Genomic DNA, 18164 nt, shown 5'->3' with positions numbered 1-18164 from the left:
GCGGGGAACAGCGTCAGGTCAGTGAAGACAGGCTGACTGGACTGTACCGCATGGCACCCGCCCGGGACCGGTGCGGCCGGCGATCGCCGACCGTTACCGCTTCCCGGGCGGCAGCGTCGCGACGAAGTCCATGCAGCGCTGCACCCAGAACGCGAGGTCCGCGTCCGTGGCGGTACCCGCCGCATCGACGTAGACATACCCGCCCATGGGCTTGCGGTTGAAGTCCATGACCCGGACGTGCGCGCGGGACAGCGATTCGTCGTGGAGGCCCTTTCCGACCCTTGCCACGAGGCTGCTGTCCAGCACACCGACGACCATGAGGCCATTGCGCAGGAATGCGAGGCCGCCGAACATCTTCCTCTCGGAAATGCCCGGAGCCCGGCCCAGCACCGCGCGGATGCGCGATGCCAGATGTTCGTCGTACGCCATCCGGACCGCCCTCTGCTACCAGGTCAGGGTCTTCGTGTTGTCCCTGAACAGGGCGGCGCCGGTCAGGTCCGGATTTCCAACCCTCACCCCGGGCACCAGATCGCCCTCCGTGACACCGTAGTGCTTCATGCACATCGGGCAGATCAGCACGCTTGCGCCGCGCACGATCAGGTCGGTCAGGGTCTTCTGGTGGTCGGCATACTTCGCCGCATTCGCCTTCGCGCCGATCAGCACTCCCTTGTCGTTGAGAAAGATCGTCAGCGGATGCCCGCGTTCCATCTGATTCTTCCCGAACGAAATGCCCATGTTTGCGCGGTGCTGATCATCTGTCGTGAGATTGATGAAGAGCGGGTCGGTATCGCCCGCCATGGCCGGTGATGCGATTGCGCCCAGTGCCAGCGCGATGAGCAGGAACAGTCTTGCAAGGATCTTCATCAAGGTAACCTCAGGTTTGAACACCTGTTCAAGCTATGCCCGATCGGGTGTGAGCAGGTTGACCCCTGTCAAAGGCGGCTGCGCAGCGGTCGCGCACCGTGTCTTCGCTGCAGCTGGACGCATGCAGCGGACTTTCAGCGAGGCGGAAGGATATGCGGAATGCCTGGTCGCCCGGAGCGAAACCCGCGGGTGATGGCCTCCGGACGTCCGTCTAGACAGGGCGGCCGGGGGTCACCGAGGGGCTTCGCCCGGCTGCAACCCGGCGACCAGCGCAGCCTGCATGTCGGCGGGCAGGCTGGCGACTCCCTTGACCACGGCCGGGCCGCCATGTCGCCAGTGAACCGTGAATTGGCGTGGTGGCGCATCGCCCGGCACCGGAAAGGTACTGACGTGCAGCAACACCTCGGTGCCGCCTTCGACCAGCGCAGCCGATGACAGCAGCCTGACCACCGGGCCGAGCTCACGCACGGCGATGACAACCACCCGCGTGACGCGTCCGGCTTGCGCAGCATGCTGCGCGGACACGGCAGCCGGGTCGAGACTGTGCACGCGTCGCAGCGCGGCCTCTGCGAAGCATCCGGAACTGGCGAAGAAATCCTTCAGCCCCGCTGCAGCGGCCGCTTCCCGCTCCGCGGCGTCTTTCTGGTCCGCCCGCCATTCGGGCGCCCACAGCACGAGCGCCGTCGCCGCTCGCTCGCACACCGCGGCTTGCGGTGACGGTGCCAGGGTGACGACCGTGCTGGCGCACCCGGCCAGCAGCACCGCGCAGAATGGCGCCGTCAGGATTCGCAGACGTCGGATCCTGAATGCCATGGATGCGTGCCGGGGTTCGGTGCCGAAGCCTTCAACTCAATGACCGTGCGCGTCGCTGGTGAGGCTCTTGTCGGTGAACAGGTAGTCCTTCAGTTCGTGCGAGAAGCGATCGTCCTTGCGACGGATCCATTCGAGCACCATGGCGGCGTGTTCCTTTTCCTCGTCGCGGTTGTGTTCGAGAATCTTCTTCAGCACGGGATCCTTGCAGGCGGATGCACGCTGGTTGTACCAATCCACCGCTTCAAGTTCTTCCATCAGCGAAACGATGGCGCGATGCATGTCGCGTACTTCATCCGACAGTTCTTCAACAGGTTCGTGGTAACCGACACTGGACATTGGGATCTCCTGGTTCGCGCTGTTTGGGGAAGGCTCATTCTGCCCTGCCAGGGAGGCGGCCGGAATGGCGGCGATGCGGGCCGGCGGCCCAGCGCTGCGCGACATGGGTCATGGCCGCACGGCCCGCAGGTGCTCACCGCATCCTGGAACGCAGCTTGATGCTCTCGCCGGCGACCATGAACTTGCCGTACCCGCGGTGGTGAAGCGTACGGGGGTCCTTGACCTTCGGGTCAACCCAGGCGGCCACGACTTCGAGCACAAACTGCTCGTACCGCCGAACCCGCCCGGTGTCGACCACCCGGCACTCGAGACTCGCGTAGCAGTCATCAAGCAGCGGCGCAGCCACCTGTTCCGCGGCACTGCACGACAGCCCGAACTTCGCGAACTTGTCGACTTCGGCGCCGCTGCAGTTGCCGCACCCGACCACCTGCTTCGCCAGTTCCACCGCCGGAATGTTCAGCACGCACGTCTTCGACGCCCGAAGCAGCTTCTGCGAGTGATTGCCGGCACTGACCACGCAGGCCACCAGCGGCGGCTCGAACCCGAGCAGGGAGTACCACGTCATCGGCATGACGTCGCTGGCGTCGCGGTGGGCGGTGGTCAGCAGCAGCAGTGGCCCGGGTTCGAGCAGGCTGTAGACCTTCGACAGCGGGAAGCGCTTTTTCATTTGCGGCTCAGGTGGCATGGTGGTCGCCTGCGGACACCCGTCAGGCCGCAGCCTCCGACCAGACCGCAAACTCGTTGCCGCTGGGCTCGGTGAAGTGAAACCTGCGGCCACCCGGGAACGCGAACACCGGCTTCACGATCCTGCCACCCGCAGCGACCACCTTGGCGAGCGTACGCTCGAGGTCCGCACTGTAGAAGACGATGAGCGCACTCCCCTGACGGGTATCTGCCACCAGATCGGACCTGAAGAAGCCCCCGTCGAGGCCCTGGCCGGAGAACGCCGCATAGTCGGCGCCGTAGTCCTCGAACACCCACCCGAAGGCGTCCTGAAAGAACCGCTTCGTCGCAACCATGTCACGCGCCGGGTACTCGACGTAGTTGATCTTCTCGTGTGCCGGCATGACTGCCTCCTGCGCTCTGATGTTCGACATGTCGGGCGGTCGTCAGGCCAGCCCTTTGATTGGGCCGCAGATCTGATTCGACGGATGAAGAGGATGCGAGCATCGATATGCCAAGCCTCAAGTTTGCTCGAGCGGATTGCCATTCAGGTCCACCTTGAGAACGGCCGACCCTCATTTCGGAATGACCAGTTCATGCAGTGCAATCGCGGCCCCTGCGACGAGAGCAACCATGCTTGCGCGACGCAGGATCTGCCACATCCTCGGACACCCCGTGTCGAGCACCGCGCGCTTCGGTTCAGTCGGACACACCGCGACGTCGACACTGCTTCCGACGGGAAGGCTGTTCACCATTCGGCGTGCGGCTTCTTCGGTGCTCGGGAAAGGAAGGCCTTCCGTATGCTCGGTCGAGCAGTATTCGATTCCCGCGACCGAGTAGCAATACGAAAACTCCGGACGGAATGACGTGCCATCGCCGTCGGTTGACTCTGTAACGGATGACTTGATGACAGTGGCCCGGACTTTCGGCCAGTGTTGCGCTCGCTGATACAGGCGGATGCGCGAGTGCGACTTCAGTGCGAGCGGTATGCCTCCGATCACCAGGGCGATACCGAAGAACCCCAAATTACTGAGCATGGTGAATCCCGACGTCTGACGTCCGAGGTGGGCGGGCAACGACAACAGGATGCCGGGGCCCGGTTGGCGACAATCTACCGTACCGCCACAACAGCCCCGACAGCGTTCCGCCGGCGCTCGGCCTCAGCGACACGTCAGGTGCTGCCCGCTTGGCCATTTTTAGCCCTCCTGCGCGGCGGAAAACGCCACCACGCCGCAAGGACGAGCAGGCCGAAGGCCACGTACGCCACCGTGAACACCCAGAACGGCGCCTCGTAGAAAAGAACGCGCTGAACCCAGTGTTCAACGAAGCTCCGGCTGTAGGCCGCACCGCCGGCTTGTTCGCGCAGCCACGATTCCAGCACCGTCAACGGACACAGCCTGCCCAGCATCGACTGGACGACGACGACCCCGATGGCAGCGAGATGAGCGAGACGAAACCACAGGCCATTCACCCAGCGCCATCCTCGCAGATTCCCTGCGACGATCGCAGCGAGCCCGGCGACGACAAACACCACCACGGCGAAATGCAGCAGCAGGACCGCATCCGCGAGCAGTCGGTAGGGCAGCGGCTCGTGCATCGGCTACGCCTGACTCCACCACTCAGCCGACGTCGAAGGCAGTCGGATGCTGCGGCCTTCTGAACCTGACCGATTCAATCTTTACTGACCCGTCGGGCTGAACGAACAACCAGTGAATTCTCAAAGTCTCAACCACCCAGGACGGGACCGCGAAAACCTGCTTCCGGAACTGTGGAATGTCTGGCACGGCGAGTCCGTACTCGATGCCTGGCTCCTCCATGCCCTGGATCAGCTGGCCCAAGCCAGTTCGGAAGTCGAGGCCTACGGCGGTGGTCAGCCCTTTCGCTTCGACTCTCCATTCAACACCGCTGAAAGGGTGTGAGCATACGAGGTCGATCGTCCGGTGCTTGCCGACGTCAAAGCCACCGGCGCGAAAAAATGCCTCGATCGCCCCCTGAACGAATCCCTCGTTCGGCCACGCCGTTCCGCGCTTGAATTTGTGAACGGTGGCTTTCACGACTTGAGGCCGTCGTTGCGAGGACGTCGGGCAGCGCAGCTTCGGGTGGTCAGCACAACCGAGACGTTGGGCGTGTCCGGCATGACCGAAGCGCTTGCTCAGCCGCCGCTTTTCGGCACTTTGGTCTTCAACGCTTGCCTGCTTGCTGCAGGGCGCTCAGTCAGACGACCTGTAACGTACTTGTGCAGCACGCTGGCGATGAGCGTCTGGTAAGGAATGCCCTCCTCAAGCGCTTTGATCTGGATGTCCGACAAGTCCCCGGACGACAGACGGATGTTGACGCGCCGATCCTTCAAAGCCGTGGCTCGTGCAGCCGCCTTGAACCTGGCCAGCTCGCTCTTCGTTGCGACGGACTTCAACTGCCCCTGTTCAAAGGCCTTCAGAAGCTCGCTTTCGTCGTGATCAATCTTGGTGGGCATCATCGTCACCTTGGTTCAAGTAGTCCCTGGTCGCTTTGCGGCTCGGAATGACCGTTTTGAGGAAAAAGTAATCGTCCTCTTCGACGAACGGTACCAGGTAGGCATAGCTGTCATGGGCGACAACAAGGACACGTTGTCTCGGGTACCTTTGCTCGTTGGGATGAGCAAGGATGTCCAGAAGTCCGCCAGCCTCGATGGCAACGACCATGCTCTCGAAGGACACGCCTCGATCTTCCTTGAGCACACCGTTCTTCTCCGGGCTCCAGCGAAATGGCTTCATGCGGAAATGCTACCTTGACGTGTGCCTTTTGTCACCAGACTGCAGCGCGCTGCCTTTGAAGACTTTCAACGTAGACGTTCAGCGGCCGCCGACAGGCCCAACGTAGAGGAGACCGACGCTGCGCGGCGTGATCGTGCCGCATCCCCTGCACCGCCGGGTTACAACTCAAGCGGATACAACCTTGCGAAACCAGGTGCTACCCGGCAGGGAAAACAGCAAGAAGAGGGCGTAGCCCTGAAGGCCGATTTGAGCTACTGAAAGCACCCCAAGAATCAATGACCGCGAGAACTCGCCCACTACGACGAACAGGCTTGGCAATACGCCGATGATGAATAGGACAAGGAATGTGATACGCGCCCAGTTCTTGCCAGCGGAGATCTTGAAAACGAGAAATCCGATCAAGGCGAACGTAAAGACCACGACGACAGTTGTGAACGCTACGGATGCCTGAGCAGTGACGTGTGAATAGTCAATCAAGGTCTTGACCAAACCCACGCCCAAGGATGCCCAAAGGAGATTCACGGCGATCCCGACGGGTTGCGGTTTCTGCGCGACGGCTTGAGTTTCCATCACTGTTCCTTGTGTTCTAACGACGCAGTAGAAGAACCCCGTTTCGGGCCAAGTTGCTGCGCCCGGCAATAGCTGGCTTCAATTCATTCTTCATCGCATCAGTCCCGGTTCAGCGGTTTCATCGTCGTCCCCTTACGCCCTCATACGCAGCTCCTGACAGACCGGATCGGCGCGTTTCCCTTTCCGCCAGCATACCTAATTCGCGTAGCCGTGGTGCCCGAGCTTTTCGATGTTGTGCACCATGCATTGGAGCTTCCACTGCAGCATCGTCCTTGGTGCGCCCGAGTAACGTGAAGCGATCGAGCCGCTTGTGGTGCCGCAGGTTGCCGAACACCGGTTCGACCCCGGCAAGGCGCGCGCCTTTCATCCCGCTTGCCGTGCTCGGAGTCGATGCGCCGCTTCATCCGCTCGGTGTGGGAGTCGTCACTGCTGCGCCTGCCTCAGGCCTCTCCCTTACGGACCCGAACATTTTTGTGGACCTTGTAGTCGGCAGTGTTACTTGGATACGTAAGTACACCGAGTTGATCAATGGTCTTGCGGAGCAATTCGAATGCTTCCGGCTTCTGCCTGCCTGACCAGTAGGCAGGCGGTGCGAGCGCGAAGCGCTTGCCTTCACCGTGAAGGATGATCGAGCCCTGAGTACCCAACTCAACCCTCCGAACTTCCGCCCAAGTCATGCGGAACGTGCCGAGGAGATTGTGATGGGTGACCGACTTCTCGGATAACTCAAAGCTTCCGGCGCTGGCAGTCATGTACAGGCCCATGCATGCGAAGAACGCGAAGACTGCGATTGGTGGGTACTGCCGGGCTAGGAACGCTCCAGCAGCACACCCCAGGAAGAAGAGGCTGCAGACCGCGCCAATGATCTGGTAGCTGAGGACGCCAAAGCGGTACGAGGTTGCCATGTCGATGTTGTGAGAGGCGTAAGGCTGAAGGCGTCTTCCTTGGCCGAGACGTCAGACCTCAGCTGCTCCAGCCTAGCAGTCGAATCCGTGATTCTTTCGGTAGTAGTCGGCCTGCTCAGGTGGCATTTTCTTGAACAGTACGCACACGGTGTAGCTACCGACTTGACGGCCATTCCTTGAATAACCCCAATCTGAGATCTGATTCCTCGTGAACTGTATCTGCTGACCTGCTTTGACGTTGTGAACGACCTTCGGATCATTAGCGAGGACGCCCTCGAATCCCGTGCCGGTGGGGCGGAATGGAACTACCCAGAAGTGCTCTGTCGCGTCACCGTCACGAATCATGACCTTCAACTTGAACTGTTCCGTTCCTGTTGAGGGTGAATTGGCTAACGCAAGAAAGTCATCGAGTCCGGCTCTAGCCGTTCGGATCGCATCGACCATTTCAGGGTCGGTGGTGCCGATCATGACAATCTCGCTCTCGTCACGCTCCTGCGCGGAAGACAGATTCGGAAATGCGAGCGTCGCAGACAAGAGCAGTAGAGACAGCGTGCGCATTGATTCTTCCTGAGGCGTAACCGTAGAGGTGACTGGCGCGGCGCTATCGCGCAGCGTCCGTGTCGATGGAAGGGTTCGGCCGACTCACGTTCTGACCTCACCATTTCTCAGTGCCTCCGCGAATCCGGGAGCGGTGACGCAGCGTACGACAAGATCATTCATTAGAGAGGGCAAAGCGCGGGCGTAATCGTCGGCGCCGCCGAACACGCCTTGAAACGTCAGCTCGGTCCTGGCGAGAATGGTCTGACGCCATAACTCCTTCTGACTTGCCGTTTCCATCACCGCTACCGTTGCCGCCAAGGTCAAGTAGTTCGCGGGTGACTGAAAGAAGCCTCTTTCGTAGTGCGGATCGTCAACTTCATGCAGGATCACCTGAATCTCGTACCGAGCGTGTTGCTGCCGAGCTACACCAAGGCGAACAAGCGAATCTTCCAAGGAGGCCTTTGCATACTCGGCCAGCGGGCGTGCTGCAGCGTAGACGCCTTCCATCTTTCTGCCATACCCGTTGCGTTTGTTCAGCAATATCCGGCCATCAGTGATGGGACGACCAGATTATCCATCCCGGCGAGAATCGATGACCGACACCTGTCTGACTGCAGCACCATCGATTTCATCTGCGACTGCAGCACGCTTGAGAGGGACCGGAGTGAAGGCGATAAGGGAATCGCTTCGAGTGATGGTGCATCCTTGCAGCGCCAGAGCGGCAAGAAGGAAGAGGCTAGCTTTGTTCATGGTTATCGGCTCGGCGGCTTGAATTCTGGATTCACCGGCCTGAGCGGTTTTTTGCTTAGGTCCGCTGGAATGACCGGTCGGACCTCCGGCGATTCCGTCACGGTTCGTCACCCGCCGTAACAAGCATATGCGCTTCGTGGAGGGACAAAGGGCTGTCATTGCAACTCACGAACCCGATCTTGGAAGTTATGACAGGCGGCGGCAATTCGACCGGGACCGGACTTTCGGGGTTGGGGACTATCGTTACGCCGCCACTCGAGGAGCGGTACGCATTCAAAGAGCTCCGTACTTCGTCGTATCCGGCAGGACACAGCTGCTGCGCTCGATAACGGAATGTTTCTGCGGCCGAGTCCGGAGTGGCGAAGAGCGAGAGGTTGCTGAAGCCCTTGATGCGGTAGACACCCGGCGCCATCTCGTCGTCTATGAAGCCACCACCACCGCCGAGATAGTTCGGACCGTCTCGCTTCAAGTCATGCGTCGAGCTACATGCACTGTTCAGAAGCAGCAGCAAAAGAAAGTCGGGCTTAGTCACAAGAGGCCTGACGTTGAGGTGAGGGACGGCCGGAGCGCGGACGGAACCTGCAAGCGTCACTTGCAGGTTCCATTTCTAACGCCGGCTTGGGCGGCGGCGCGGATGAAAAGTGGCAGACACAAAAAGTCGGCGCCAGCGACACGGCAACTGAGCAACGAGAGAAACCTGTGCAGGGCCTGATCATGGGTTCAATTGTCTGAAACGACCGCCATCTCGTGATGGTTCAAGAGCTAGAGAATGCGACGTCGAGTGTTCTTCACCTTCATGCCACCATTTCTCGATCAATGCCCTACCGTACGGATCGACCTCATACACGGAGAAGACTTCGCCAAGCATCGATTGAACACGCGATATCTCTTGCAGATCGAAAGGCTCAAGAACTGACGGCGAAATTTCGATGACACGCACACGTGTGCCTTCCTTGACAGTTGAGCCACGTCTGTCTTGCGTGTGATGCCGGGAACGATGTTCGCTCATGACGCCCAACGTGCAAGCGCTGGGACGCTTCGCAGGCTTGCCGACGAAGCGTCCCTCTGGAGCGGAAAGTCAGAGGTCATTGGCCGCAATCCGGGTTAAACACAACAAAATGCGGTGAGCTTTCGAACGAACGGTCCTTGTCCGAAAGATGTTCGTGTTCCCAAGCCTTGCCACGGGTATCAATTCCCTCCGCGCAAGACTCAAGAAACTTGGCAATCCGGCGCATTTCGTCTGGAGTTGCGACAAGGATAATTTCTGCAAGCTCGACGGGAACATTGTCCCCAATGGCGCGACCTTCGTCGGCGTAACCGTGGATCTTCACCGTGACCTCTAACGTTTGAGATGAGAGGCAGACACCGGCTTGCCGGTGCCTGCCTCTCGATTGAAAGGTTAGGCCGCTGGTTTCAGCTGTCTGAACAGGATGGCATAGCCCATTGCGACAAGCCCGAGATTGCGGGCTGCAGTGCCGATAGTTTGAAGGATGTCTGGTGCTGGGATAAGAGCAAGAAGTAGATTCAGTGCGACGCCCGCCGCGAAGAGCAGTAGTGGCCACTTTGGCAACCAACCTGCGCGCAGTGCAGACCAAGCGAACATGAAGCCTCCGAGCACCATGAATGCGCCGTGAACTGTGTAGATGCTGCCAAGACGAGCCCACAGGGCTTCATAGGTGGGAATCTTCTCGGCCATTGCGTAGAGAGTTGTATGAGCAAAGTAGGTGAATGCCGCCCCATACAGAAGTGCGCCGATCAGCCCCACTACGTTTGGCCTTGGTTTACGTACGGCGTACAGCCCGAGCAGCAACCAAGGCATTGGAAGAAAGGCGATGTAGTTGAGCCAGAGTTGGGCTACTGAGAAGCCTCCGTAGTACCACTCCAGCGCGTCTGTGGCCGAGTGCAGAGCCGGTGCAACAAGAGCGGCAATACCCACCGCGATGCTGAACTGGGACAGATGAGCATCGTGTTGCTTCACGAGCGGCCTAACGTTTGACGTGAGCAGCTTGCCGAAGGCAAATCCGCTCGATGAAATGGTTGGGCGTCTCCGCCCCTGGTGGACAGTTCGCATACGCATATGTACAATATTCCGTACAACCACCGAGGTGCCCAATGGATGCCATTACCTACTCCTCAGCCAGAGCAAACTTGGCTCGCACGATGGATCGCGTGTGCAACGACCATGAGCCTCTGATCATCACCAGAAACGGTGACCAAGCCGTGGTCATGCTCTCCCTTGAAGACTTTCAAGCCCTTGAGGAAACGGCGTACTTGCTGCGTAACCCTGCCAATGCCAAACGGCTCTTGTCCGCGACCGCACAACTGGACGCCGGCAAAGGCACCGAACGGAAGCTTGCCGAGTGAAGCTGATCTTTTCTGACGAGGCATGGGAAGATTATCTCTACTGGCAGAAGCAAGACCGAAAGATGGTTGAGCGCATCAACAAGCTCATCAATGAAGTCAAGCGCGAGCCGTTCGCTGGCGTCGGAAAACCGGAGCCACTCAAACACGCGCTATCAGGCTACTGGTCTAGGCGCATCAATGATGAGCACCGGATGGTCTACAAGATCGAAGACGGCTCTCTTCTCCTCGCACAACTCCGCTACCACTACTGAGACGCCCAACGTTCGAGCTGAGCTGCCTGCGGAGGCAGGCGGCCTTGGCCCGGTTGGCGAAAATGTACCTCGTACCGACAACCGGGCCAAGGACGGCTGCCGCAGCAGGTCAGCTTGAGCGAGGGGTTAGGCATCAGCGCGATGTGCTGCGTGGGTTTTGACCCCAAAGAGCTTCAGCGATGCTGCCACATGCTCTGCAACGGGATTTTCTCGGACAGCGTCTTGAAGTAGCTTCTTCGCATAGGGCTGCAACGGAGAGTCCGCCAACTCAAGCAGCGCGGTCGGGTCGGAGAACCTTTCGAACCATGGCAGCCCAATTTCCATGAAGAGGCGATGCAAGTCTTCGATGCACCTCTCAGAGGTGCTTCCGGTAGAAGCATTGAACCTCAGGTGATAGCGGCCAGCACTTGTGGTCGGAGAGTCGCTACAGGGACCGTTCAAGGCCTGTGCAGGAAAGGTGTCATTCAGCACGCGTATTCCGAAGTGAACTCGGATAGCAACCGATGCGCTGCTAGGTGCACCGTAAGAACTTCCGCTGCGGTGAAAGTGCACAAAGTCAATCGTGTGTTGATTAACACGCGTCCAGAACATCTTTTTGGTTCGAGCAAAGCGATGCTCAGAGATGCCCGCGCTGAACTGCACGCAAGCACGCTCCAGTCCAGCGCGAACAACAGTTGTGGTCGATGCAGCTTCCATTCTGATGCCTAACGTTTGACAAACGGCGAAGCCATGGGCTTTGTTGGCGCCCGCTTGACCGCCCAGTTAGGCGACATTTTCTGGCCCATTTTGCTTGGCCTCTTGCTGTTCACTTGCTCGCTGCGCACACCAAACAGAATAGGGTAGCTTGGACCTGCTGCGCCTGTACTCCGCTTCCAAATCGAACTGCGCATCGAAGCCGATCTCTCTACGTTGCTTGGACATGAAAAGCACTTCGCGTTGGGCTGGCGTTTGCACAATTTGAACGGTCCTGAAGCCGTCGAGGCGCCAGTTGTCCGCTTTGAGGGTCACGTTGCGCGATGTCTTTCGGTGCGGTGCATGACCTAGTTGCAAGAAGACCTGCCTTAGCAAGGTCGCCGTAAGTGCGGCCACTAGGCCATCCGTATCTTTTGCAATTCGTGCGAGGTCTCGCCCATGTGCCAAGTTGCTAGCTACTTGGTTCATCCAGTCTTCGTCGCAGATTTGAATATTGGTTTTGACGCTCAGTTCGATGGCGTCAATGATCTTCAATACGTAGCGACGCCACGTTGTGAGGGATGTGCATTCCTTCAAGTCGCGCCAAGCAGCTTCTCCGAGCAAGTCCTCGATTGCGGACTTGAGTGCGTACATGTGGGACAGGTCGTGCTTCATTGGCATGCTGATGTTGCCTAACGTTGGAGATGAGGGGCGGCCAAGGGCGATAGCCCACGGACGTCCCTCTCGATGGGAGGGTTAGGCCTCTCTGCTGCGGCGAATGCCTTCTTCGAGCGCGAAGAACTGTGGACTCCGCGATGCCATCGGGCCGCGAAGCTTATCGATCTCCGCTTCTGGCGCATGGACCTCGAAACTGACGATCTTTGCGATCTTCAGCGCTTGGCCAAGCAATTCAGCAACGTTCTCACGATGTGCGAGCACTGCGGCAGCATCCACGTATCCCTCGCGGCAGTGGGCGACGTTGCCGCTGAAAGAGAAGGCGTAGTGCATGCAACCCGGCTCCGCGCGCGTCTTGGCGACGAGCTTCAGCGCCAGAGTTTTGAAAGCGTCGAGTTGCCCGTCTTGGACCTCAAAGTACGGTACCAAGGTGCAGCAAGTGTCAGGCGCAAACATTCATGTCTCCTGTGGTTCTCACGGGCGATGTGCCCGCACCAATTCTGCACGCAGTGACTCACCTGGGTTCCAGAAAGGCAATGATGAGGCGCTGCAGTTGCCGAAGGGCACTAGCGAGGCCTAACGTTCAACATGAGGGGCGGCCGAGGACGATAGCCCTTGGACGTCCCTCTCGATGGAAGTGTTAGGCGTCACTTGGCAGGCTTGCTTCCATTCGGAGCCAGGCGAACTGACTCAGTTGCGCTTGAGAGCAGGGTCATGGCCTCGTCCTTCGATGGAGACATTGCTCCGATGTATACCAGCCCGAGCGACCCGCATATGACCGTTGCCGCTATCCAGATCGGAGGTGTTCCAACGGCGCCAATAGCACTCAGTTCTTCGAATTCGTCGGTCCGTGTCGGCTGTGAGTATTCAGCGTTCGACTTCGCATCGAAGAAGTAGAAGAAGTTCGAGCGCAGCTCCGATGGATTGCACGTATTTCCGCAGTCCTCTTTCGACCGTGTACACACCTGCGCTGTGATCACTCGGCCTGTCCCTTCCGATGGTGGAGACGAGGTATACGTGCCTTTCTCTACCTCTACCTTCCAGCCGACTGGAAAAGAAATAGAAGCGAACGCGAGCGGAAGAGGTTCCGCGACCGATATAGCGGCGGTGGTGGCCAAGAAGATAGTGATGAGGAGCTTGCGCATAAAGAGTGGGGATTCGGTGACGCCTAACGTTTGAATTCACAGGACGCGCGCCGCAGGCGCGAGGTCCGGTGGAATGATGGGTTGGGCGTCATGCTTCAGCCTCGACGAGAGATGGCTCGCACGAGCGCAGGATGCCACGAACGGTTTGAGCCAGAGCCGTGTGGTCAAAGTCCTTGGGCTTGCGCTTAGCCGTGGCTATTCGTTCGATCGATGAAACGAGCGCATCGCCAAGCATTTTCAACTGCTCAGACGTGGATAGGTGCTTGACTGCCTTCCACTCCAACTGCCCAACGGAGATGAATGTCTTGTGCTTTGGCCGGTAGCTCATGTAGTTACTCATTGAAGTGAACCACGTCCCCCATTCCTCCAACTCACCGATCTCGAACCCAAAGCGGAACTCGTCGATAGAGTCCCCAAATGACATTGCCAACAGTTTGCCGGCTACAAAATCTTCAAACTTTGGAATGCTCACACGCCACAACCCGGTTTCTGGCGGTGCGCCGTAATAGACAGGGCGATCCTTTTGCGAATGCCCGGCAAAGACAACCTCCCCGCCGCATGTGACCTGGATACTGAATTTCATGACGCCCAACGTTCAAGCTCAGCCGACCGGCTACAGCGGGCGAAGCCCGCTGTAGCCGGTCGGCTGGAGCGCAGTGTTAGGCATGGGTAACCTTTCGCTGCCAACGCCCGAAAATAAACGGCAAGGCACCGCGCAAGATTGCGAAGGCGGAGAACCCTGCACCGAAAAGAACAAATGAAGCCTCCGGCTGCGCTTGGGGTTGGCTTGTGCCGATCAACGCTGCGAGAAGGGAGAAAACAGCCACAGCCACACCACCGCCAATAAAGCCGGAAAGTAGCCAGCGAAGTGCTTGAGACCGACGGGCGCGCGAAAAGCAAAATGCAACCGAGACAAGCAGAATGAGCGGAGCGACAGCCGCCAATGCCACAGAGAGAAGAACGAGAGCAAAGCCTGGTGCCATGAACTTATGCCTAACGTTCGAGCAAAGCTGCACGCGTAGGCGTGCGTTGCAAGCCCGGTGTGTGACGATGGTCGAACTGGCAAACACCGGGCTTGCGACGCATGCCGTAGCGTGTCAGCTTGAGCGAGGGGTTAGGCGTCGCTGTTCCAGTGCTTGAGTAGTTTTGGTTGACGTGACGAGCCCGGCCATAGGTAAACAGTGTACTTGTCATCGGCTGGGTCCCATTCGTTCTGGATACTCTTGATGCCCGACATGACTGCGAGGGCGCGATACGTTCCAGGCGTGACATTGAATCGCGGAGCGTCCGGGAAGTATTGAGTGCATCCCATGACGACCACTTTCCCAGATGGGATCTCGATGCTTCCTTCAACCGCATGCTCAACGTCTTCTAAAGCAACAAGAGGTTCGTGGTCGCTGACTACGACTTCGACGGGCACTTCGACGTTGCGGAGCGTTCCAGGACAGACAGCGCTTCGACCGAAGGCTGTTAGAGCGGACAAGGCGTCTTCGGTCCAGATGGTGGCAAAGTCATCGTCCGACTCTTCGTCTTGCACGACGAACTGGAAGTAGTCAGCGAAGAGTTGGAAGGCATGGACAGTGCGCATTGCGACGCCTAACGTTCGAGCTAAGCTGCCCGCGTAGGCAGGCTTTGTAAGCCCGAACTGAGAGAATGTACAGAGTACCTCAGGCCGGGCTTACAAAGCCTGCCGTAGCGGGTCAGCTTGAGCGAGGGGTTAGGCCTCACCGGACGGCAACCCAGCCTGACGGCAACTTGTGCCACGGTTGTTCCGGAAAGCGCGTGGCCAGATCCTGCTTCTTGAGCCTCTCACGCCGAATGGTTCCTCCGGCAGACCATGCGCTGTCGCTCTGAGTGAAGTCTGCCTGCAGTCGGTTCGGAACATGGTGGACAGCGTCGTAAGCCGCAATCACTTCCAGATCCTGAATGGCTGGATCATGCACTTTGGTAGAGCCGATGACGGTGCTCCCTTTCCAAAGGGTCACATCCAGAGTGCCAACTGGCCATTGAACTACGACAGGTACTTCGCTCAGTTCCGGGCGAAGTTCATGGTGCCCGAGGTGTAGCCACTTTCCTTCGCGGAGCGCAATGCCGATGCTCGGCAGAAGTACGCCGAACCTGGACATCAGGGGCGCTGCAAGCGCCTCGTTTGCGCTTGCTTCGTGGCTGCGATAGCGAAAGAACCCCAACTGCCGATTAGCCGCAACCTGGCCAAAGTAGATGAAGGAGTCGCCGCCATCGATCGCGTACAGCGTACCGGAGTCCAACTTGGCGCGGGCGCGCGGCGCGGCTTCGAATGGGAGGTTTGAGCGCATGGGTGCGTTTGTGAGGCCTAACGTCTGAATTCACCGGCCTGGCGCGGCTTGCCGCGACAGATCCGGTGGAATGATGGGTTGGGCCTCTGCTTGCCGGGCCTGGCTTATTTCCCGGCGACAGCGAGTAACGCCTTCGGATTTGTACTTGCGATAGAGAGCAACGTCCGAGCCGCTCCACTGGGCTGTTTGCGGCCCTGTTCCCACCCTTGCAAAGTGCGAACCGACACGCCCATGAGCGCAGCGAACTGCGACTGAGACAACCCCGTTTTCTTGCGCGCCTCAATGACTGGCGACGACACGACACGGACTTGCCCAGCCTTCATTTCGCGCACCGACTGCAACAACTCCGCAGCCAAATCGCGCTGCGCTTCATAGGCCTCCAACTCGGCGGGGGCCAGCGGCTTAATCTTCGAGGGCACGGCGAATCTCCTTGAGCTTTGGACCAGTGAGGTTGTCTGTCTTGGACTTCGCGTAAAGCGTGAGTAAGACGACCTCACCTTCCACGGTGCGCGTGAAGTAGATGACCCGCACACCGCCAGACTTGCCCGAACCTGCTCGCCCCCACCGCACTTTGCGGATGCCACCGGACTCGGGCACGACGTCTCCGGCGTTTGGGTGTCCCGCGATGTACGCAGCGAATGCACCGCGTTCTTCCTCTGTCCAGTACAGCGGCCACTGCTTCTGGAAGAGCATCGTTTCGACGACTGTGAGCATGTGCGGACTGTACTCCTAAAGCGCATAGCTGGCTACCGCCGCCGAGATGCCCAACGTTCGAGTTAACCGGCCCGCGGAGGCAAGCGCCGTAAGCCTGGTACGCGATGATGCGCCATGTGCCGCGGACCAGGCTTACGGCGCTTGCCGTAGCGGGTCCGGTTGAACGAGGGGTTAGGCCTCACGGGTTAGCGCTGCGACTCAACCACTACTAATTCCGAGTGCGGCGAGCGAGCGGACAAGGGTATCTTCATCAGTGATTGGTATGGTTTGGAGCTGACCAAATCCTAGCGGCAAATCATCGCTGGACAAATCGCTTGCGCGTAGAGGTATGAGTTTGTCTTGTCTACGTGCTCGCTCAGCTTCATCAACAACGAACGCCGAGCCTATTGAGTGGTGCGACCAAATCACGACAACGGACTTCGCCGCTTCAAGTCGGGCAAGTATCTCGGATCGAAACGTTTCCCCAGCCAGTAGCTCTGTGTCCCACCATACTACAAAGCCAAGGGTTGTTAGTCTTTCCGCTAGAGCCTTTGCGAGGGCTCGATCCTTGCTGCTATAGGATAGAAACACATCAATGACGTCCGGCGACTCAATGTTTACCGCAGGCGGTAACTTGGCGAATAGCATTCGACTGCCCTCGTTCCAATCCCGAACAAGCTCTAAATATCGTTGATCATCCTCCTTGATTGTTCTCTTTATCCAGATAGGTCGTTTGGCATTCAGGATTGCCAAATCAAACGGGGGCGCTACAGCAAGGTTATAGCGAACAGCAGTCGCCGCGGAGAGCAGGCACGCCTGAACGCCGTCAGAGAGGCTTGATGCTCGAGTGACGACTTGATCGACTATTGATTTCCCATATTTTGTCTCACCCACTTGCAGATACGGTGTCTCTTCCGTTGCTTCAATGAAGTTTCCTTGTGAATAGACTAGGAAGACGCGATGGCGTTCTCCGCCAATTTTGCCTGCCAGCAAGAAGGACACATTAAACGCAATTTCAGGATCAACCATTGCGCGATACTCGGCAGCCACCTCTCGGATGACTCCTCCAAGTTCGGTGGCAACGTCAGATAGAGAGGCGGCGGGTGAGTCAGACTCGATGGCCTTTGTTCCCAGTTTTGCGGCAGCCATGAATCTCTGTCCGAAGATATCAAGAACTCTCTGGGCCGCCGCGAGATTCCCTGCGTGCATCAATGCGACGAGAGTTGAACCTGTTGAGGTTTGATGTGCCCAGGTCCTCATCTTTGAAAAACTGGAGACCGCGTCAAGGCCGGCGTTCATCCTAGAGTCCGACATTAAGACGACTCCAGTTTCCAGGCAGAGTGCAATAGCGTAGGTCATGCGTGCTCCCAAGAGTTCGGTCGCGATGATATGTGTCGGGCGATGTTTGTGAGGCCTAACGTTTGAATTCACCGGCCGCCGGAGGCGGTCCGGTGGAATGATGGGTTGGGCGTCACTTTCTCCCCTCGTGGAGCTTTGCCCCGTGCTTGTCAACGGGATGACGAGCGCCCTGGATCACGGCGACGGAAATGCCTAACCCTGCAACAAGCAGAACAGCGACGCCCTCGTAGCCCGGGAAGAAAGTTCGTGCGCCAAGTATGGCGATGACAACGACTCCGAGTGCGCTACCAACCCGGAGGAAATAGTCCCTCCAAGTAGGGTTCTTGATCGGTGCGAGGAAGTGCCTCCTCATGCGGTTCCCCTTGACGCCCAACGTTTGAGCTCACCGGAGTGCGGAAGCGGGCGAAGCCCGCTGTAGCACTTCCGGTGCAGCGAAGGGTTAGGTGTACCGACGAGGGAAAGAGCTGACGGGCCCAAAGCTACTCCTTGACCAAGA

Annotated in this window: 32 protein-coding genes; 3 read left to right on the top strand and 29 right to left on the bottom strand. The window is 58.7% G+C overall.

Annotated features, from left to right (window positions below):
* Positions 1-93 precede the first annotated feature (93 nt).
* From NMQ16_RS06295 to NMQ16_RS06225, 15 genes are all read right to left on the bottom strand, one after another.
* Complete coding sequence (locus NMQ16_RS06295; RefSeq protein WP_257079667.1) at positions 94-429, bottom strand: TfoX/Sxy family protein; 336 nt, start codon at positions 427-429, stop codon at positions 94-96.
* A gap of 15 nt (positions 430-444) precedes the next feature.
* Positions 445-864: a DsrE family protein gene (locus NMQ16_RS06290; protein ID WP_257079666.1), complete on the bottom strand. Its 420-nt coding sequence runs from the start codon at positions 862-864 to the stop codon at positions 445-447.
* A gap of 231 nt (positions 865-1095) precedes the next feature.
* A complete protein-coding gene (locus NMQ16_RS06285) occupies positions 1096-1677 on the bottom strand; it encodes a hypothetical protein (protein WP_257079665.1) in 582 nt (193 codons plus the stop codon).
* A gap of 36 nt (positions 1678-1713) precedes the next feature.
* The gene (locus NMQ16_RS06280) at positions 1714-2013 is read right to left on the bottom strand and encodes a ferritin-like domain-containing protein (protein WP_257079664.1); all 300 of its coding nucleotides are present in this window, start codon (positions 2011-2013) and stop codon (positions 1714-1716) included.
* Positions 2014-2146: 133 nt separating this feature from the next.
* Positions 2147-2680, bottom strand: coding sequence for a flavin reductase family protein (locus NMQ16_RS06275; RefSeq protein ID WP_257079663.1), 534 nt, complete (start codon positions 2678-2680; stop codon positions 2147-2149).
* A gap of 40 nt (positions 2681-2720) precedes the next feature.
* Positions 2721-3110, bottom strand: a complete 390-nt coding sequence (locus NMQ16_RS06270) for a VOC family protein (protein WP_257079662.1) — start codon at positions 3108-3110, stop codon at positions 2721-2723.
* A gap of 141 nt (positions 3111-3251) precedes the next feature.
* A complete protein-coding gene (locus NMQ16_RS06265; RefSeq protein WP_257079661.1) occupies positions 3252-3713 on the bottom strand; it encodes a DUF3592 domain-containing protein in 462 nt (153 codons plus the stop codon).
* A 134-nt stretch (positions 3714-3847) separates the two neighbouring features.
* On the bottom strand, positions 3848-4273 hold the full coding sequence (locus NMQ16_RS06260; RefSeq protein ID WP_257079660.1) for a DUF2784 domain-containing protein: 426 nt from the start codon (positions 4271-4273) through the stop codon (positions 3848-3850).
* 22 nt (positions 4274-4295) lie between these two features.
* The gene (locus NMQ16_RS06255; RefSeq protein ID WP_257079659.1) at positions 4296-4730 is read right to left on the bottom strand and encodes a hypothetical protein; all 435 of its coding nucleotides are present in this window, start codon (positions 4728-4730) and stop codon (positions 4296-4298) included.
* Between the two features lie 98 nt (positions 4731-4828).
* Positions 4829-5149 (bottom strand): hypothetical protein, encoded by a 321-nt coding sequence (locus NMQ16_RS06250; protein ID WP_257079658.1) that lies wholly within the window; start codon positions 5147-5149, stop codon positions 4829-4831.
* Positions 5133-5429, bottom strand: coding sequence for a toxin (locus NMQ16_RS06245; RefSeq protein ID WP_257079657.1), 297 nt, complete (start codon positions 5427-5429; stop codon positions 5133-5135). Before NMQ16_RS06245 ends, NMQ16_RS06250 begins: the two co-directional genes overlap by 17 nt.
* Positions 5430-5594: 165 nt before the next feature.
* Positions 5595-5999 (bottom strand): hypothetical protein, encoded by a 405-nt coding sequence (locus NMQ16_RS06240; RefSeq protein ID WP_257079656.1) that lies wholly within the window; start codon positions 5997-5999, stop codon positions 5595-5597.
* Between the two features lie 440 nt (positions 6000-6439).
* Positions 6440-6904, bottom strand: coding sequence for a hypothetical protein (locus NMQ16_RS06235; protein ID WP_257079655.1), 465 nt, complete (start codon positions 6902-6904; stop codon positions 6440-6442).
* Positions 6905-6976: 72 nt separating this feature from the next.
* On the bottom strand, positions 6977-7462 hold the full coding sequence (locus NMQ16_RS06230) for a YegJ family protein (protein WP_257079654.1): 486 nt from the start codon (positions 7460-7462) through the stop codon (positions 6977-6979).
* An 84-nt stretch (positions 7463-7546) separates the two neighbouring features.
* The gene (locus NMQ16_RS06225) at positions 7547-7834 is read right to left on the bottom strand and encodes a hypothetical protein (RefSeq protein ID WP_257079653.1); all 288 of its coding nucleotides are present in this window, start codon (positions 7832-7834) and stop codon (positions 7547-7549) included.
* Between NMQ16_RS06225 and NMQ16_RS06220 the strand changes: the two genes are divergently transcribed.
* Entirely contained in the window at positions 7823-8314 is a 492-nt protein-coding gene (locus NMQ16_RS06220; protein WP_257079652.1) for a hypothetical protein, read from the top strand. The two genes, NMQ16_RS06225 and NMQ16_RS06220, sit on opposite strands and share 12 nt — an antisense overlap.
* Positions 8315-8906: 592 nt before the next feature.
* Here NMQ16_RS06220 and NMQ16_RS06215 read toward each other — a convergent pair.
* From NMQ16_RS06215 to NMQ16_RS06205, 3 genes are all read right to left on the bottom strand, one after another.
* Entirely contained in the window at positions 8907-9203 is a 297-nt protein-coding gene (locus NMQ16_RS06215) for a hypothetical protein (protein ID WP_257079651.1), read from the bottom strand.
* 76 nt (positions 9204-9279) lie between these two features.
* Positions 9280-9525 (bottom strand): hypothetical protein, encoded by a 246-nt coding sequence (locus NMQ16_RS06210; protein ID WP_257079650.1) that lies wholly within the window; start codon positions 9523-9525, stop codon positions 9280-9282.
* A gap of 68 nt (positions 9526-9593) precedes the next feature.
* Positions 9594-10172, bottom strand: coding sequence for a hypothetical protein (locus NMQ16_RS06205; RefSeq protein WP_257079649.1), 579 nt, complete (start codon positions 10170-10172; stop codon positions 9594-9596).
* A 134-nt stretch (positions 10173-10306) separates the two neighbouring features.
* On the opposite strand from NMQ16_RS06205, the gene NMQ16_RS06200 reads away from it, so the two are divergent.
* A complete protein-coding gene (locus tag NMQ16_RS06200; protein ID WP_257079648.1) occupies positions 10307-10558 on the top strand; it encodes a type II toxin-antitoxin system Phd/YefM family antitoxin in 252 nt (83 codons plus the stop codon).
* A complete protein-coding gene (locus tag NMQ16_RS06195) occupies positions 10555-10809 on the top strand; it encodes a Txe/YoeB family addiction module toxin (RefSeq protein ID WP_257079647.1) in 255 nt (84 codons plus the stop codon). The genes NMQ16_RS06200 and NMQ16_RS06195 overlap by 4 nt, the downstream gene beginning before the upstream one ends.
* 126 nt (positions 10810-10935) lie before the next feature.
* Here the strand turns inward: NMQ16_RS06195 and NMQ16_RS06190 are convergent, their stop codons facing one another.
* The 11 genes from NMQ16_RS06190 to NMQ16_RS06140 all read right to left on the bottom strand — a co-directional run bounded on the left by NMQ16_RS06190 (position 10936) and on the right by NMQ16_RS06140 (position 18020).
* Positions 10936-11505: a hypothetical protein gene (locus NMQ16_RS06190; protein ID WP_257079646.1), complete on the bottom strand. Its 570-nt coding sequence runs from the start codon at positions 11503-11505 to the stop codon at positions 10936-10938.
* Positions 11506-11571: 66 nt separating this feature from the next.
* A complete protein-coding gene (locus NMQ16_RS06185) occupies positions 11572-12156 on the bottom strand; it encodes a hypothetical protein (protein ID WP_257079645.1) in 585 nt (194 codons plus the stop codon).
* An 81-nt stretch (positions 12157-12237) separates the two neighbouring features.
* Positions 12238-12612 carry a putative quinol monooxygenase gene (locus NMQ16_RS06180; protein WP_257079644.1) on the bottom strand — a complete coding sequence of 125 codons (375 nt, stop codon included), beginning with the start codon at positions 12610-12612 and terminating at the stop codon, positions 12238-12240.
* A gap of 777 nt (positions 12613-13389) precedes the next feature.
* Complete coding sequence (locus NMQ16_RS06175; RefSeq protein WP_257079643.1) at positions 13390-13884, bottom strand: hypothetical protein; 495 nt, start codon at positions 13882-13884, stop codon at positions 13390-13392.
* A gap of 76 nt (positions 13885-13960) precedes the next feature.
* Entirely contained in the window at positions 13961-14284 is a 324-nt protein-coding gene (locus tag NMQ16_RS06170) for a hypothetical protein (RefSeq protein WP_257079642.1), read from the bottom strand.
* Between the two features lie 131 nt (positions 14285-14415).
* Entirely contained in the window at positions 14416-14889 is a 474-nt protein-coding gene (locus tag NMQ16_RS06165) for a hypothetical protein (protein ID WP_257079641.1), read from the bottom strand.
* A gap of 136 nt (positions 14890-15025) precedes the next feature.
* Complete coding sequence (locus NMQ16_RS06160; protein WP_257079640.1) at positions 15026-15616, bottom strand: hypothetical protein; 591 nt, start codon at positions 15614-15616, stop codon at positions 15026-15028.
* Positions 15617-15720: 104 nt separating this feature from the next.
* Positions 15721-16035 (bottom strand): DNA-binding transcriptional regulator, encoded by a 315-nt coding sequence (locus NMQ16_RS06155; RefSeq protein WP_257079639.1) that lies wholly within the window; start codon positions 16033-16035, stop codon positions 15721-15723.
* Positions 16019-16330 (bottom strand): type II toxin-antitoxin system RelE/ParE family toxin, encoded by a 312-nt coding sequence (locus NMQ16_RS06150; RefSeq protein ID WP_257079638.1) that lies wholly within the window; start codon positions 16328-16330, stop codon positions 16019-16021. The genes NMQ16_RS06155 and NMQ16_RS06150 overlap by 17 nt, the downstream gene beginning before the upstream one ends.
* Before the next feature lie 198 nt (positions 16331-16528).
* On the bottom strand, positions 16529-17668 hold the full coding sequence (locus tag NMQ16_RS06145) for a TIR domain-containing protein (RefSeq protein WP_257079637.1): 1140 nt from the start codon (positions 17666-17668) through the stop codon (positions 16529-16531).
* A 112-nt stretch (positions 17669-17780) separates the two neighbouring features.
* On the bottom strand, positions 17781-18020 hold the full coding sequence (locus tag NMQ16_RS06140; protein ID WP_257079636.1) for a hypothetical protein: 240 nt from the start codon (positions 18018-18020) through the stop codon (positions 17781-17783).
* Positions 18021-18164 lie beyond the last annotated feature (144 nt).

The organism is Methyloversatilis sp. XJ19-49, from assembly GCF_024580145.1.
Taxonomy (GTDB): domain Bacteria; phylum Pseudomonadota; class Gammaproteobacteria; order Burkholderiales; family Rhodocyclaceae; genus Methyloversatilis.
The sequence above is the reverse complement of the archived record's forward strand: the minus strand, read 5'-3'. Positions and strand labels throughout refer to the sequence as shown.